The sequence below is a fragment of the Butyrivibrio sp. genome, assembly GCF_024699075.1.
Genome location: NZ_JAILQF010000366.1, coordinates 1 through 16,180, shown reverse-complemented (window position 1 = coordinate 16,180; position 16,180 = coordinate 1). Strand labels below are relative to the sequence as shown.

Genomic DNA, 16,180 nt, shown 5'->3' with positions numbered 1-16,180 from the left:
AGATGAATATTGATATTAAGAAAATTACGGAAGGACAGGAATATGTAACGATACGTTATAAAGATCTTACTCCTTCTATGAAAAAAATAATAGGAATCCTCGAAGGAACCGACGATAAACTTTGGGGCAAGACCGATACAGGAACAGCCAGTATTAGTATTGGTGATCTTCTATATCTTGAGTCTGTGGATGACAAACTTTTTGCTTATACTAAAAGTATAGTCTTAAAGATAGATGGTTCTTTAAACTCATTTATGACAGACTATGATGATGGAAGCTTTTTTAGATGTAGTAAATCAATGGTAATTAACGTAAGTATGGTCAAGTCTTTGAAAAGTCTTTCGTCCAACAGGATTGATGCTACTATGGAAGGCGGTGAGCATATCATTATTTCAAGAAGATATGCTTCTGAATTCAGAAGACTGTTAAAGGGAGGCAGATAATATGAAGGATAATAAGAAGCCTACACTTTGGGAGTTGTACCTTACCAAGGAAATCGGTATTGAATTTAAGGCATGTCTTTATTTCTTTGCCCTTTTATTTTTTTACTGCGTGTACAGGATCATTAATGGGATTTACGATGCAAGTATACTGCATATGACAGAGCTTATTTTTACCTGCTATATAATAGGCTACATTCAGGTTTATCTTTTATGGAACTTTGATGAGGCAGATAAACTTGGCGCTAAAGAAGTGTTTGGAATGGTACTTTGCACTATAGTATATACCTTCCTTTCCTTTCTTTTTAACTGGTTTGATAAAAATATATTGGTAAGCCTTCTCTTTGGTGCTTATATATTACTGTCGTATTTCTGCGTATATCTGATATATAAATATAAGCGCATAATTGATGATAAAAAGCTGAACGAAGATCTCGAACTCTTCAAAACACAGCACAAAAAAAGTGAATGATAAAGGTCAAATAGTGCATCTTACGGGAACATATATTGTTCCCGTTTTTTATTTTTGATATGAATAAAGTGTAAGGAGTAAACAGCCAAAAGGGAGACGAAGTTCATGAAAGAAAATGTTATAGAGATAAGTCATCTAACTAAAAGCTACGGCAAAAACAGAGGAGTAGTAGATGTATCATTAACTATCCAAAAGGGAGATATTTTTGGATTTCTTGGACCAAATGGAGCAGGCAAGTCTACAACCATTAGATCAATGCTTGGATTTTTAAAGATAAATGAAGGCAGCATAAGAATCCTTGGAATGGACAGCATCAAAGATCATGAGAAAATTTTAAAAGAGGTAGGCTATATGCCATCTGAAGCCTGGTTCTATGATTCTATGAAAGTTATGGATGTAATTAAGTATGCGGCAGATGTAAGAGGCATAGACTGCAATAATGAAGCAGAGAAGATCTGCGAAAGGCTTAAAGTCGATACCAGTAAAAAGATAAGGCAGCTGTCTCTTGGTAACAGAAAGAAAGTCAGCATTGTCTGCGCGATGCAGCACAAGCCAAGACTTTTCATATTCGATGAGCCAACAGGTGGCCTGGACCCTCTTATACAGAAGAATTTTTTTGCACTGATAAATGAGTATGTAGATGATGGAGCAACCTGCCTTCTGTCTACACATGTATTATCAGAAGTTGATAAATACTGTAAGAGTGCGGCAATCATGAGAGAAGGAAGACTTACAATGCTTGAGACTCCCCATATAGACGATGAGAAGTTTCTAAGCTTTTATGAGGATTAAATGAAATGGAGCAAATATTATGAAAACAGTTTTAAAAAGAGAGTTACTGCTTAATATCAGATCATTACTTATATGGAGCCTTTCTGTCGGAATACTTGGCCTGTCCTGCATACTTCTATACAGCTCAATGGAAGGCGAGATGAAAAATATGGCAGATGCCTTTTCCAACATGGGAGCCTTTTCTGATGCTTTTGGGATGAGCACGCTATCTATAGCCAGTTTAAAAGGATATTTTGCCACAGAGATTGGAACAGTTCATGGACTTGGAAGCGGAATGTTCGCAGCTATAATAGCCATAAATATTATCTCAAAGGAAGAGGATTCACATACAGGTGAATTCATATATTCATTGCCATTATCAAGAAGCAAAGTCCTTATCTCAAAGGCAGTCTGTGTAGGTATCATGCTGGTTGTATTTGCAGTGATATGCACGGTTTGCTATCTTTTGGGATTTTACATTCTTGGAGAAGATATCCCTTATGATGAGTTTTATAAATTCATGATAATGCAGCTTTTTATGAATGCTGAGATTGCAGGGATATGCTTTGGACTTTCATCACTTACAGGTAAGAACAGAATGGGGCTCGGCCTTGGAATAGCTCTTTTATTCTATGCCTATGATGTTATGGGTAGAGTTATTCCGGATCTTAAAGACTATCTCTTTATAGGGCCATATTCTTATGCCAATGCTGCAGAGATATTTACTGGAGCTGAAACAGAGGCTAAAGCAATGCTTCTCGCAGCGGCCTTATTGTCTGCAGGCGTGATCTTTGGATTCTGGAATTACAACAGGAGAGACCTGGAAAGCTGATCTATTTTGATATATTTCTTATCTTGCATATGCCCTGGGTCATAGTACCCATTGGGCAGAAGGTGCACCAGGTTCTGGGTCTGTAAAGAGCCATCACAATAAGTCCTATAAGTGTTGATGTAAGCATCAGACTGTAGAAACCATAAGAGAATTGTGTAACCCATGCAGGGACGCTGCTTACAGTATATGCCCAGTTCCAGGGGAGTTTGAATGTCCAGAAGAGTTTTACAACTGTTCGTAAAGAAGCGCTTCCTGCAAATACAAGATAGGTCTGATATACCATATTTCCAAACATAGTCAGGAAAAAGATAAGAAAGCCGTATCTGAAAGCCTTGCTATACATCCAGGAAGGAGCAACCTTCCTGTTTTTTAATTTAAGAAATCTGGGGATTACAGCAAAGAGCTTTCCGCGTCCGCAATATCTGTTGCAGAAAGCTTTGCCTCCACCAATAGATGCAACAATTATAGGAACTATAAAGTCGATCATACCAAGCCAGGCAAAAAGTATATTAAAAAATCCAAGGGTAAAGTATATGATTGGCCATATCCATAAGTAGTCGTACCATTTCTTTTTCTTGTTCAAATTAGTATCTCCATTCTGTTTATAATTATTCTGTTATGTCGGTAAGTGAAATACACCCGGCAGGGCATATTCTTTCGCATTTGCCGCATCCAACACATATATCTTTATTAACTTCCATATAAGATCCGCCATGGCTACTTATAGCAGACATTGGACATTCAGAAAAGCATGCTCCACAGCATACGCATATACTTGAATCTATGCTTGCAAATTTTTTGGATTTCATATAAATACCTGCCTGTAAAAAAATACTTGTCATATAACGACGATAATGTTAGTATAGGTGGTACAAAAAATATATCAAGTACGCAGAATATATGTACCTGGTAAGAAAAAACTGAGTAACAGGAAAGGAAACGGTTTTATGTCAGAAAAAGAAAAAACAAAGAAGAACCACGAACCACTTTGTGAAGATCTGGCAGGTAAAGACTGCGGACTTAAGAAAGTGATTGATATCATAGGTGGTAAATGGAAAATCATGATCCTATGTGTCATAGAAAAAGAAGGTACAGTAAGATATGGAGATCTGAACCGAAGAGTATTTGGAATAACTAATACTATGCTGGCTACTTCTCTTAAAGAGATGGAAAACGATGGACTTGTTGAAAGAAAACAGTACATGGAAATGCCTGTAAGAGTAGAGTATTCACTTACTAAAAAAGGGGAAAGCATAGTTCCTATACTGCTCCAACTTAAAAAGTGGGGCGAAGAAAACCTTATAAGTACCAAAGAGACAGACAAGGATAAGGCTTAATAACAATCAATACAAAAGAGACAGACAAGGATAAGGCTTAATAACAATCAGTACAAAAGAGACAGACAAAGTTAAGGCATAATTAAACAATCAGTATTAAAGAAGTAGGAGATTTTATCAAAATGGAAAGAAAAGAACTTGCAGTAGAACTTAAACATAACGGCAATAACTGTGCCCAGGCAGTACTTTGCGCATTCGAGGACGAAGTAGGCCTTTCAAAGGAAGAACTTAGAAAGATCGGTGCGGGTTTTGGCGTAGGAATGGGATGCATGGAATCAACCTGTGGAGCGCTTTGTGGTGCACAGATGGTTCTCGGAATGAAGAAGTATGATGGCAAGCCCGTTTTAAGAGATGCTGCTGGTATTTTAAAAGAGTTTGAGAACAGATGCGGCGCTACAGTCTGCAAAGACCTTAAGGGCAGAGATACAGGTGTTGTTGTCTGTGATTGTGATGACTGCGTAAGACATGCAGTAGAGATAGCAGAACAGCTTTAAAACTGTTAAAATATAAGTTGTGAGAGTTTCTCCAAAAAGAATAATCGAAAGAAGGTGAGTACATGTTTTATTTTCTTGTAGCACCATATCTTGTTTACAACGGAATCCTTATTGCGGCAGCAGTGATTCCGGCAATCTTTTTAATGATCAAGGTTTACAGATCGGATAAGCTTGAAAGAGAAAGCCCGTACATGCTCTGGAATCTGGTTAAAGCGGGAATATTCTCATCACTTCTTGCGCTTTTGGAAGAACGTATATTATCAGTAATATTGGGATATACAGTTCCGCAGCAATCACCTCTTTACAACATAATCTTATATTTTGGAATAGTAGCTTTTGCTGAGGAAAGTTCCAAATATCTTTTAATGAAAAGAACTACCTGGAAAAGCTGGGAATTCAACTGTCAGTTTGACGGAGTCGTATACGCCGTGTTCGTATCACTTGGTTTTGCACTTTGGGAAAATATCAGCTATGTAATGATGTACGGCTTTGGAACCGCAATAGTAAGAGCTGTTACAGCAATCCCCGGACATGCATGCTTTGGCGTATTTATGGGAATCTTTTATGGCATAGCCAAAAGATATGACTACAGAAGAAATGAAGCAATGTCAAGGATCATGAGAATGCTGGCGGTTGTAATTCCGGCTCTTTTACACGGGGCATATGACTATATAGCGACTATGGAATCTCAGAATGGAAATGGGTATTTCATAGTATTTGTAGCTATCATGTTTATTATTTCTTACATCATGGTTGGTAAGGCATCCAAGGCCGATAGACCAATATGAAAATAATAAAGGGCTAAAAAGCTCTATATTAGTGGTTTTCTATATTTTTTCAACAGATAAGTAATAGGTATATTTAAAACGAAACCTTAACTCAAACATAATAATTGGGCACAATTTAATAATTCATAATAAGTAATGGTAACTTTCTTGTGTTATTAATAAAATTGGACTAGCGACATAACTATTGATTTTATTAGAGAGGAATGATTATTTATGGATAATTTTAAGTTTTATAGCCCTACTTATTTTGCTTTTGGTAAGGGTGAAGAGAACAATACAGGAGAGCTTGTAAAGAGATTTGGCGGCAAGAAGGCCCTTATCCACTATGGCGGAGGAAGTGCTGTTAAGTCAGGGCTTATCGGCAGAGTTAAGGACAGTCTTGAAAAAGCAGGAATCGCTTATGAAGAGCTTGGAGGTGTTAAGCCCAATCCAAGAAGCGGTCTTGTATACGAAGGAATTGACCTTTGCAGAAAAGAAGGCATCGATTTCATAGTTGCAGTAGGCGGCGGAAGTGTTATTGATTCTGCTAAAGCTATTGCTGCAGGAACAGTATATGACGGAGATTTCTGGGATTTCTATTCAGGAAAGAGAATTGAAAAGGCTCTTCCTGTAGGAACAGTTCTTACAATTGCAGCTGCCGGAAGTGAAGGTTCAGGAGACTCAGTTATTACTAATGAAAATGGTATGTTCAAAAGAGGAGCAAGTGGAGATGCTATCAGACCTGCATTTTCTATTCTTAATCCTGAACTTACCACAACACTTCCTGCATATCAGACAGCCTGTGGAATAACAGATATCATGGCTCATCTTATGGAGCGATATCTTACAAATACTAAAGATGTAGTAACAACAGACAGAATGATCGAAGGTCTGATGCTTGCTATGATAGAGGAAGGTCCTAAGGTTATCAAGAATCTTACTGATTATGATACAAGAGCCAATATTATGTGGGCTGGAATGATGGCACATAATAATTCCTGCGGCGTAGGCAGATCACAGGACTGGAACAGTCATAATATCGAGCATGAGCTTTCAACTTATTATGATTGTGCTCATGGTGCCGGACTTGCTGTTACTTTCCCGGCATATCTTTCATATGTTTATAAGCATGATCTTGACAGGCTTTCACAGTGGGCTGTAAGAGTATGGGGCGTTGAAGATAATGGAGATAAGGAAGCTATGATCCTTGAAGCTATCGAAAGATATAAGGCTTTCCTTAAAGAGATAGGTATGCCTCTTACACTTTCAGAACTTGGTGGTAAGGAAGAGGATATCGATACTCTCGCAAGGATGGCCTGCCGCGGAGATGGAAGAGATGGCAATCTCTACGGATTTGTAAAGCTTTCTGAAGACGAAGTCAAGGATGTTTACAGGAAAATGTTATAATAATTAATTGAATCAAAGTATGACATCTTCGTATATGTTTTTGATTGGATAAATAATAAGACTAACTCACTAAGACAATGTTCTTAGTGAGTTTTTTTATGGGAAATTAGTACAGCAGTCTGATAATATTTTATAAAATATAAATGATATGAAGAATATTTTTTGCCTATATAATGTATAATTATTTTGGAAGAGAATTCTGTTTCATGTTTACTATTTGAGGATATATGTATGCGAAAAAATCTAAGAGTAACCATTTTTTTATTTATCATTGCATTTATGTTCATTAGTATCTTTGATACGGCCAATGCTTGTAGCCTGTTTTATTTTGGTGGTGCATATACAGATGACGGCGCCAACCTTTTTATGCGAATAGAAGATGGTGAGGCAAATGATAATAAGCTTTATCTTGTTTCTCCGGAAGGAAAATATAAAGCTGGAGAAGAATACAATGGTTGCTATGGATTTAAATGGAATTTTACTCATGACAGCTACAGATATATTGCCAGAATGGACGATAACATAGGAATGGTATGTCCCAATTGTGGTAAAGATCATTTGCATCAGCCATATCAGGAAGCTGGAACCAACGAATATGGTCTCACAGTCACCTGCACAAATTCTGTAGATGCAAATATCAAAATTAGCGAGGTAGACCCATATATTGAAAATGGGGTCAGTGAAGCTGAAATGGCCACTATATTGTTATCTGAGTGTTCCAGTGCATCTGATGCAATAGATTTTCTAAAACGTCTCGTGGAGACAGAGGGAATGTGCAGAGAAGGATTTTCAATAATGCTCTGTGACCAAAATGAACAGTGGTACGTTGAAGCAATTGCATCTCATTATTTTTTGGCGATCCCGCTTTCTGAAAACCTGATATTTCTTAATGTAAATGTTTCTAGTATAGGCCTCATAGATCTTGATGATGAAAATATTATCTGTACAGATGGGCTGATAGAGCTGGCCCAAAAAGCCGGTACTTTTATAGGTGATGAGGATGAAAATATTATAGATTACAGGCGCTCCATTAGTGATTATAAGGTTGATCTATTTGGTGATAACTGGAAATGGAATGTTTTTGAACGCAATGCGGTTTATTTGAACAATTTATTAAAGACGGATAAATATAATGCTGATAATGTCCTTGAAGAGGATAACTATATTATTACAAATATTTCGGAAGATGGAAGTATAGTTCCCTTTTATAATGATCTTAATATGAATGATACTGTAAATCTGGATTATTTGCTTGAGTTATTAAGACTTTATCCAATTGGCAGTACACAAAACGTAGAAACTCACATTTACCGATTTTATCCAAATGTGGATCTGGACTTTGGAATAATTGAATATAGCAGCTTTTCAGATAATGAGTACAATGTATTTATTCCGAGTTATCCGGTTCTGATGACAGATACCTGGGATGGCTACAAAGTCGGCCTTTCGAATACTATATATGAGTCAAAAGATCCGGATTTTTGGGATGAATATGAGGAAGTTATAAACATTGAAGTAGAGCCTTTGGAAGAAGAAATTATTGATACGAACGATTATTATATTATGTCCGGAGTTAATTATATGGGGTATGATTTTATTGATAGTACAGGTCAGGACCTTTATTGTATTTTTCCAAAAGGATGGGATAAATCTTACTGTTACACATTTAATGGAACCAGCAATTATCTTTATTACATGGGTACGGATAAGGAAAAAGAGCTTGCTATCCGATATTATAATTATATGCAGCAAGACTATAATTCAAGATTTGAAGAATTGTCTGCTGATCTGATGAAAGAAACCGATCCTTTAAAACGTCAGGAAATGATGACAAGAGAACATGCCGCTATGTCCAGGGAAAGCCAGGAAAGCACGCTGGCGCTTTACAGGCATTTTAGATATGGAGAGGAACTTCCTGATGGATTTGAGGATCAAGGTTTTGATATGAAGTATGCAGTTATCGCATTATGTGGTGCTTTGGCTTTATGTGGCATTATGTATAAAATGATCAAGATAACCCATCACCTTTAGGTGGTGGGAATATCTTGATTTCGGGTGCGGGGTTATAAGCCCCGTACCCGTAGAACTGCGTCAGCAGTGATTTTATAACGAACAAAAAGCGAAGCGTTTGCGAGTTTAACATTTGTATTAAAAGACATCAAGGAATAAGCCACGTAAATTGAGTCAGTAAAGCTTTGAAGAATAACCAGAGGAGCGCATCAATTAATGGCTAATATTAAGATATCCGATCATTTTACGGCCCAAAAGATGCTTTGGTTTGCAATTCCCTGCATCGGCATGCAACTTGTTGATAATACTTATCAGATGGTTGATGGATATTTTGTGTCTAACGTACTTGGGGAAGAAGTTTTTGCGGCTGAAAACATGATTTTTCCTCCGATAGCTCTTTTGCTGGCACTTGGACTTGTACTTGGAGCAGGTGGAAGTGCTATAATCGCTTATTATCTTGGAGAAGGAAAAGATGCTCAGGCAAGGCAGACTATGTCAATGATCAGCCTGTTTTTGCTGATTACAGGTAGTATTATATCCGCTGTTGCCTTCGCATTTATGCCTTATATAGCCGCTCTGTCAGGTGCCACCAAAGAACTCGTTCCATATTGCACTGTATATGGACGTGTGCTTGCTTTATTTATGCCTGTTCAGATGCTTAATTATGCTTTTCAGGAATATCTGGTTGTCGCTGATGAGGGAAAACTTGGTTTTGTTTCTTCAGTTGTAAATGCCGTTTCAAATATAATTCTTGACTATCTGTTTCTTGTAAGATTCAACTACGGACTTGTGGGCGTGGCTGCGGCAACAGGAATGGCATGGTGCTTTAGTCTGCTTGTTTCGCTAATATACTTTTTCAATAAAAAACACAATCTTCATTTTGTTCTTTTTAAAATCAATCTGAAAGATATATTACAGTCACTTCTTAACGGCTCCTCGGAAATGGTGGATGCAGTGTCTTATGCAATCGTTGGAATTATTTTCAACAGACGACTTATTGAGCTACTTTCGGCGAGAGGAGTAGCTTCTTTTGCAGTGACAGAATATGTTTCAGGAGTGTTTGTTGCTGTCCTTATGGGATTTGGCATCGCCATAATTCCTGTCTTTGGATACAGATTTGGAGAAAAAAATTATGATGAGCTCAAGAGGCTGAGAAATACAGGTTTAAAGATCGTCGTTATCTTGGGCGTGATAATGACAGCAATAGCCATCATATTCAGCTCTGTTATATCCGGTGTGTTTGTGGGCTATGATGAAGAACTAAAAGATATGGCTACATATGCTCTAAGAATATGCGGTCTGGCATATACGTTATGCGGAATCAACATGTTTTCTTCCTCGGTGTTCACAGGTGTTTCAGATGGCTTATCATCAGCAATAATTGCATTTTTGAGAAGTTTTATCATGCCTATTATTTTTATCTTTGCTTTGCCGGCTATTTTTGAAAATGATGCAGTGTGGTTTACATCTTTGTGTTCTGAAATTGTGACTATTGTGTTTGTGGCTCTTTTATACAGGATTAGATTTCCAAAGAAAGGTGAGCAGGAAAATGAATGATATAATCAATGAAATTGTTACTATCCCGGATAAGATTAAAAAGCTGGCGACTGCGATTCCTGATAATACCGCAATAATTGCAAAAGACAGGAGCCTTACTTACAAGAGCCTTGATGAGCTTTCTGACAGGGTAGCTTATGGTTTGATAAAGTCATTTCCAAATCTGCCCAAAGAGTCACCTATAGGCCTGTTACTTGACAGGAAATCTTATGTGTTCCCTCTTGAGATAGGAATTAACAGGGCGGGATTTTCTTATATTGCAATGACCGATGAATATCCTGAGGACAGAATTCTGTATTGTATGGAAAATGCAGAATGTAAGGCCTTAATTACAACCGTTGATATTCTGCAGAGTAAGCCATACTTAAAAGACCGTGACATCAATATTCTGTTTGTGGAAGAGGCAATATCTTATGAAGGTGAGCAGGCTGAGCTTCCGAAGATGCGCAGGGATCAGCTGACACATATAATCTACACTTCAGGATCCACAGGTCTGCCCAAAGGGGTAAAACATACAGCCCTTTCCGATGCAGTAATGGTGTGCGATTTTGAGAACAGGAATCTTAACCGCTATTATTATTCGAATCAGAAGATAACAATGGCCATAACCCAGATTTCATTTGTCGCAGCTGTGATCGATTACCTTTCACTTTATAACGGTGGGACTGTTATTTTCCCTGATGAAGAAGATTTTAGAAATATAAAACATCTGTCTGAAAAAATCCTTGAATTTGAGGTTCAAAGTGTATTTATGACACCTTCATTTCTAAAGAATTTTATGGAAGTAAAGTCATCAAGACCTGCGGTTGCAATACTTGATGTACTGTTCTTTGGCGGAGAGAAGGTCAATTCACAGATCCTGGATGATGTATTCAGGATAAATCCTACTATTCAGATTATTAATGGATATGGAAGCACAGAGACGAATTCGGGAATTTTAAGAAAGATCATCACCACAGAGGATCGTGAGATCAGTGTCGGTGACCTGTCTTTTGCCGCTGATGCGCTTGTTGTAGATGAAAACGACGATCAGATAAAGGATGGCAAAAGTGGAGAACTTTGGCTCACTGCTCCCAGCATTTCCATTGGATATTATAACCTTGAGGAGAACAACAAAAAATCTTTTACTGTTGTGGATGGTAAGCGATATTTTAAGACAGGAGATATTGTTTTTCGGGACCAAAAGGGAAATTATCATATAACAGGCAGAAAAGATGACATGGTCAAATACCATGGACAGCGTGTGGAGCTTGGAGAAATTGAGAGCCTGATCATGAAGATCGACGGAGTAAAGCAGTGTAAAGTTCTTATGAAAAACAATGATCAGGAGGACTTTCTTGTAGCTTTTTATACCGTATCCAGAGAGTTTAGATCCATAGAGCTTACGGATAATCTGCGGAAAAAACTGCCGGCGTACATGATTCCCGGTGTTTATATAAAACTTGATGAAATGCCTTTAAACAGCAGCAATAAGATTGACCGGCAGAAACTCATGGAGATGGACGTTTTGTTTGAGGGCTTCGATTATGTGGAACCTGATACAGACCTTGAAAAGTATTTATGCAACTCTTTTGCCAAAGTACTTGGAGCACGAAAATTCAGCGTTACCGGTAATTTCTTTGAGTATGGCGGAACTTCTCTGAGCGTCTCAAGACTTCTTTCAGTTCTTGAAGAGGATGGATATACTGTTGCATACGGTGATGTAAATAATAATCCATCACCCAGAGAGCTTGCGGCTTTTATTGAAGACTCCGAGAATGCAGTAAAGATTCCTCCTATGGATAGGGACAGATATCCGCTGACAAAGACCCAGCTTGGAATCTATCTTGAGGGTATAACCGGTGGAAGCAAGGAAACCTATACTACACAGTACATGATGGAGGCTGAGGCTGGTGTTGATGAAAACAGGCTGATAGAAGCGGTAAATAAATTATTTGATGCTCATCCTGCCTTGAAATATAAAATACAGTGTGGAGAAGACAATCTTCCATACATGGTCATGGTCCCGGATGAAAAAATCGAAGTACCTGTATTTGAAGGAAGTTCAGATGGCAGGATAGATTTTGCAAACAGCTATATGCCGGTTGTTAAGATACTTGACAATCTGCTGTTTAATTTTGCTGTGTATAAAACTGAAAAATGCTGTTATCTTCTCCTTAAGTCACATCTTATAGCAAGTGATGGCACATCGCTGAGCCTTTTGATATCTGACCTTAACAGGGCACTAAAAGGTGATGAGCTCGTGGGTGAAGACTGCTTTATTCAGCAGGTAGGAATGTATGAGAAAGCTCTTATTGACAGCGGAGCGCATGATAAGGCAGCTGAATATTATAAAAATCTTTTTGCAAAGATGGATGGTCTGGATTCTCTTATGGGAGATCTGAATAAACCACTCACACCCGGTGTAAGCAAAAATTTCAGATATGAGCCTAAGACTCTGAATACTGAAACTGTAAAAGAATTCTGTAACAGATACCAGATCACTGAGAGTTCATTCTTTATGGGAGCAATGGCAATACTCCTTGGAAAGTACTTATATTCAGATCACGTATCATTTTCGACGGTGTACAGCGGAAGATCTCTTCCGGCAATGAATAATACAATAGGTACTCTGATAAAAAGAATTCCTGTATATGGGGATCTTTCTGATAATTCGGATATTGTTACATTCCTTACTGCTATGAGTAAGCAGGTATTTTCAAACATGAGTAATGATATCTATTCCTTTGATGAAGTATTAAAAGAGTGTCCTGTAAACGAAGATGTTGAGTTCATTTATCAGGGAGATCTTTTTACTGACAATATGGGAAAAGCAGGCGGCAAGCAGCTTTTAAAGAGCGACGCCTATTTCATGGAACAGTATCATACCGGTATGGTGACGGGATGTATGTCCATTCAGTTTTTTGCGACGGATGGCCTTTATAATATGACAATTGAGTACAGGAACGAAAGATTTTCTGAAGAATGGATCCAAAACTTTGCCGATCATCTTTTTATCATTGCCAGGCAGCTTCTTTCTTGCAAGAGGATTGGTGATATCGTGATGATGAGCGATTTAGAAAAAGCTCAGATCGATGCCTTTAACAATACTTCATATCAAATGGATTTTGTGCCGGTGCATGAGCAGATAGCTGCTTTTGCCAAAAAGACTCCGGATCAAAAAGCTGTTATCTGTCGCGGAAAGACTCTGACTTTTAAAGAGTTTGATCTTCTTTCTGATATTGTCGCTTCAAAGCTTTTGGAAAAAGGTATAGGAAGGAATGTTCCTGCTGGAGTTTTACTTGAAAGATCTGTTTATGCCTATGTGGTAGAAAACGGAATTTTAAAAGCTGGAGGAGCATTTGTTCCGTTTATACCTGAGTATCCGGATGAACGTATAAACTTCTGCATGCTTGATGCATCGATCCCTCTTCTTGTTACATCAGAGGATGTGAGAAAGACGCGTAAAGGGCTAAATGAAGATAATTACAGTATATTAACTTTGGAGGATATTTTTGGAGTAGCGAGCCTGGATGAGATATCTGCGCAGGGATTAAAGAAAGAGTATAGCCATGAACCATCAGGCAGCTCTGATCTTGCTTATTGTATTTATACTTCAGGATCTACAGGGCGTCCTAAGGGCGTTATGATAGAGCACGGCAATATAGCAAATTATGTGCACAGGAATGAAAAGTCCATAGAGATAATGAATTATGCCAAAGAGGGCAGAGTATGCCTTGCGCTTGCAGCCTTTTCTTTTGACGTATCAGTGGTTGAACAGTTTGTACCTCTATGTAACGGGAATACCGTTGTTATTGCCACAGATGAGGAGATTCATGATCCTGATGGTCTTGCAAAACTGATCACAGATAATGATGTCACAGGAATAACGTGTACTCCTACTTATCTTTTGAGTCTTCTTGGAATTCCTTCATCAAGAAAGGCTCTTGAACAGGTTACATTTTATGATATTGGTGCTGAAGCATTCCCTGCAACTTTATTTAGAGCACTCAGGGATATAAGAAAAGACAGTGTTATCTTAAATGTTTATGGACCTACAGAGTGCACAATGGGATGTTCTGCAGATGTTGTGGAAGATCCTGAAAGCATAACCATTGGAAATCCTATAGCAAATACCTCTTTCTATATATATGACAAGTTTGGAAATGAACTTCCTGTCGGCATAAAGGGCGAGCTTATTATTGCGGGTGATCAGGTTGGAAGAGGATATGTCAACCTTCCAGAAAAGACGGAAGAGGCATTTTTTAAACATGGCATTCAAAAAGCTTATCATAGCGGCGATCTGTGCATGTGGAATCCTGATGGGAAAGTTCGCATTTTTGGCAGAATAGATAATCAGATCAAACTCAGAGGCTTTAGAATTGAACTTGATGAGATAGAAAAGGTCATGTCTGAGTTTGATGGCATAAATTCAGGTGCCGTAAAGGTTGTTAAGACCGGAGCAAAAGAATTTTTGGCTGGTTACTACACTTGTGAGAATGAGCCTGATATGGATGCGTATGTGGGATTTTTGAAGGATAAGCTTCCGGAATACATGGTTCCTCAGATAATCAGACGTGTAGAGGAAATGCCTCTTACTACAAACGGTAAAATTGACAGGAAAGCTCTGCCTGTTCCTGATATATCCGAGTTAAAAGCAGAGTATGTCGCACCTGAAAACGATATTGAGAGAAGATTATGCATTGCCTTTGCCAAAGCACTGGGCATGGATGAAGATGCGATCGGAACTGAAGATGACTTTGCCGAGCTTGGAGGAGATTCCCTAAAGGCTATGGCGGTTCTTGCGTATGCCGAGATAGAAGGTCTTACAGCTGCAGATATTTTCCAAAAGAGGACAGTCAAAAAAATTGCTGTTTCACTTTTGGCAAAAGATAATGAAGATCTGGATGAGAAAGAAAAGAAGGCTAGAACTGTCCCGCACAGGCCATCACCGATGCAGATCAAGATGATAGATAACCAGCTGTACAATCCTGGATCAACTATGTGGAGCAACACACACTTTTTTGTAAGATTCAAAAAGGAAATAGATGCAGACAGACTATGCGATGCTGTTAAAACGGCAATCAATAATCATCCAGGACTTGCAGTTGTATTCGAATTCGATGACGAGTGCAATTTACAGCAGAGATATGATCCTTCGATAATTCCTGATTTAAAGGTGGAAGATATAAGTGAGGAAGATGTAGAAAAGCTGGCCAAAAACCTTGTATGTCCCTTCAAAAGGATTCTGAACAGCTGCCTGTTCAGGGCAAGGGTATTCAGGACAGATACAAACTCTTATCTGTTTATGGATGTGCATCATCTGCTTATGGATGGGCCATCCTTGGGAGTACTGTTAACGGATATAACAAATGCCTATTTTGGAAGAGAGCTGCCAAAGGACTATTATTTTGCGCTGCTTGAAGATGCAGATATGGCATATTCTGATGGCAGACGTGAAAAAGACAGAGAATATTTTGAGAATGCTTATGGAAAGAATGGGGAAAATTATCACTATATTCCTAAGCAGGACCACAAGTCTAACAAAAACTCTCAGGGAGAAAGACCAAGAAGACTCTCCTTTAACAGTGAACAGATGAAAGAAGCTGAGAAGTACTGGGGAGTTTCACATTCCTGCATGGCAATTGCTACTGCACTCATAACACTTTCGGATTACGAAGGTGCTGATAATGTAATGACTAACTGGATTTTTAACAACAGGCTGTCACCGGAGTCTGAGCATGTTGTTGGAATGCTGATAAAGAATTCTCCTGTAGGATTGGATATTTCAAAGTTTGACAGCATGCAGGATCTTTTGTTAGAGGTTAAAAGGCAGGTGATAGAGGGCATTGCTCACTCTTCTTATGATTACTTTGTAGGATTTGACTCTGCTTTTAATACAGACCCTATGGAAGTAAATCTGCAGATAGAAATAAACGGAAGTGAGATTGATGAGCTGGAACCTGAGCAGATTGAGCTGGATGAGCCTTATCTGGCAGCAGGAGAAAGATTCGAGATAGAATTTCTTGAAAATGTATTTGCAGATGATGGATTAGACTTGGAAATTGACTATATCCCTGAGCTATATGATGAGGAATCTATAATAAGATTTCA

The 16,180-nt window shown here is 38.3% G+C and carries 13 protein-coding genes; 11 read left to right on the top strand and 2 right to left on the bottom strand.

Annotated features, from left to right (window positions below):
- The 4 genes from K6G87_RS14665 to K6G87_RS14650 all read left to right on the top strand — a co-directional run.
- A partial coding sequence (locus tag K6G87_RS14665) for a LytTR family DNA-binding domain-containing protein (protein WP_296838845.1) occupies positions 1-443 on the top strand: 443 nt, incomplete at its 5' end.
- A 1-nt stretch (position 444) separates the two neighbouring features.
- Complete coding sequence (locus K6G87_RS14660) at positions 445-912, top strand: DUF3021 domain-containing protein (protein ID WP_296838844.1); 468 nt, start codon at positions 445-447, stop codon at positions 910-912.
- 105 nt (positions 913-1,017) lie between these two features.
- A complete protein-coding gene (locus K6G87_RS14655) occupies positions 1,018-1,704 on the top strand; it encodes an ABC transporter ATP-binding protein (protein WP_296838843.1) in 687 nt (228 codons plus the stop codon).
- Between the two features lie 19 nt (positions 1,705-1,723).
- Positions 1,724-2,515 carry an ABC transporter permease subunit gene (locus K6G87_RS14650; RefSeq protein WP_296838842.1) on the top strand — a complete coding sequence of 264 codons (792 nt, stop codon included), beginning with the start codon at positions 1,724-1,726 and terminating at the stop codon, positions 2,513-2,515.
- Position 2,516: 1 nt separating this feature from the next.
- Here the strand turns inward: K6G87_RS14650 and K6G87_RS14645 are convergent, their stop codons facing one another.
- The gene (locus tag K6G87_RS14645) at positions 2,517-3,098 is read right to left on the bottom strand and encodes a 4Fe-4S binding protein (protein ID WP_296838841.1); all 582 of its coding nucleotides are present in this window, start codon (positions 3,096-3,098) and stop codon (positions 2,517-2,519) included.
- 25 nt (positions 3,099-3,123) lie between these two features.
- Positions 3,124-3,324: an ATP-binding protein gene (locus K6G87_RS14640; RefSeq protein WP_296838840.1), complete on the bottom strand. Its 201-nt coding sequence runs from the start codon at positions 3,322-3,324 to the stop codon at positions 3,124-3,126.
- 138 nt (positions 3,325-3,462) lie between these two features.
- On the opposite strand from K6G87_RS14640, the gene K6G87_RS14635 reads away from it, so the two are divergent.
- The 7 genes from K6G87_RS14635 to K6G87_RS14605 all read left to right on the top strand — a co-directional run.
- Positions 3,463-3,852, top strand: coding sequence for a winged helix-turn-helix transcriptional regulator (locus K6G87_RS14635; protein WP_296838838.1), 390 nt, complete (start codon positions 3,463-3,465; stop codon positions 3,850-3,852).
- Between the two features lie 122 nt (positions 3,853-3,974).
- Complete coding sequence (locus K6G87_RS14630) at positions 3,975-4,346, top strand: C-GCAxxG-C-C family protein (RefSeq protein ID WP_296838837.1); 372 nt, start codon at positions 3,975-3,977, stop codon at positions 4,344-4,346.
- A 62-nt stretch (positions 4,347-4,408) separates the two neighbouring features.
- Entirely contained in the window at positions 4,409-5,134 is a 726-nt protein-coding gene (locus K6G87_RS14625; protein WP_296838835.1) for a PrsW family intramembrane metalloprotease, read from the top strand.
- 213 nt (positions 5,135-5,347) lie between these two features.
- A complete protein-coding gene (locus tag K6G87_RS14620) occupies positions 5,348-6,520 on the top strand; it encodes an iron-containing alcohol dehydrogenase (RefSeq protein WP_296838833.1) in 1,173 nt (390 codons plus the stop codon).
- Positions 6,521-6,751: 231 nt separating this feature from the next.
- Positions 6,752-8,551: a C69 family dipeptidase gene (locus K6G87_RS14615; RefSeq protein ID WP_296838831.1), complete on the top strand. Its 1,800-nt coding sequence runs from the start codon at positions 6,752-6,754 to the stop codon at positions 8,549-8,551.
- Between the two features lie 195 nt (positions 8,552-8,746).
- On the top strand, positions 8,747-10,087 hold the full coding sequence (locus K6G87_RS14610) for an MATE family efflux transporter (protein ID WP_296838829.1): 1,341 nt from the start codon (positions 8,747-8,749) through the stop codon (positions 10,085-10,087).
- Positions 10,080-16,180 (top strand): non-ribosomal peptide synthetase (locus K6G87_RS14605; RefSeq protein ID WP_296838828.1); only part of this gene is annotated, 6,101 nt, incomplete at its 3' end. The genes K6G87_RS14610 and K6G87_RS14605, both read left to right, overlap by 8 nt.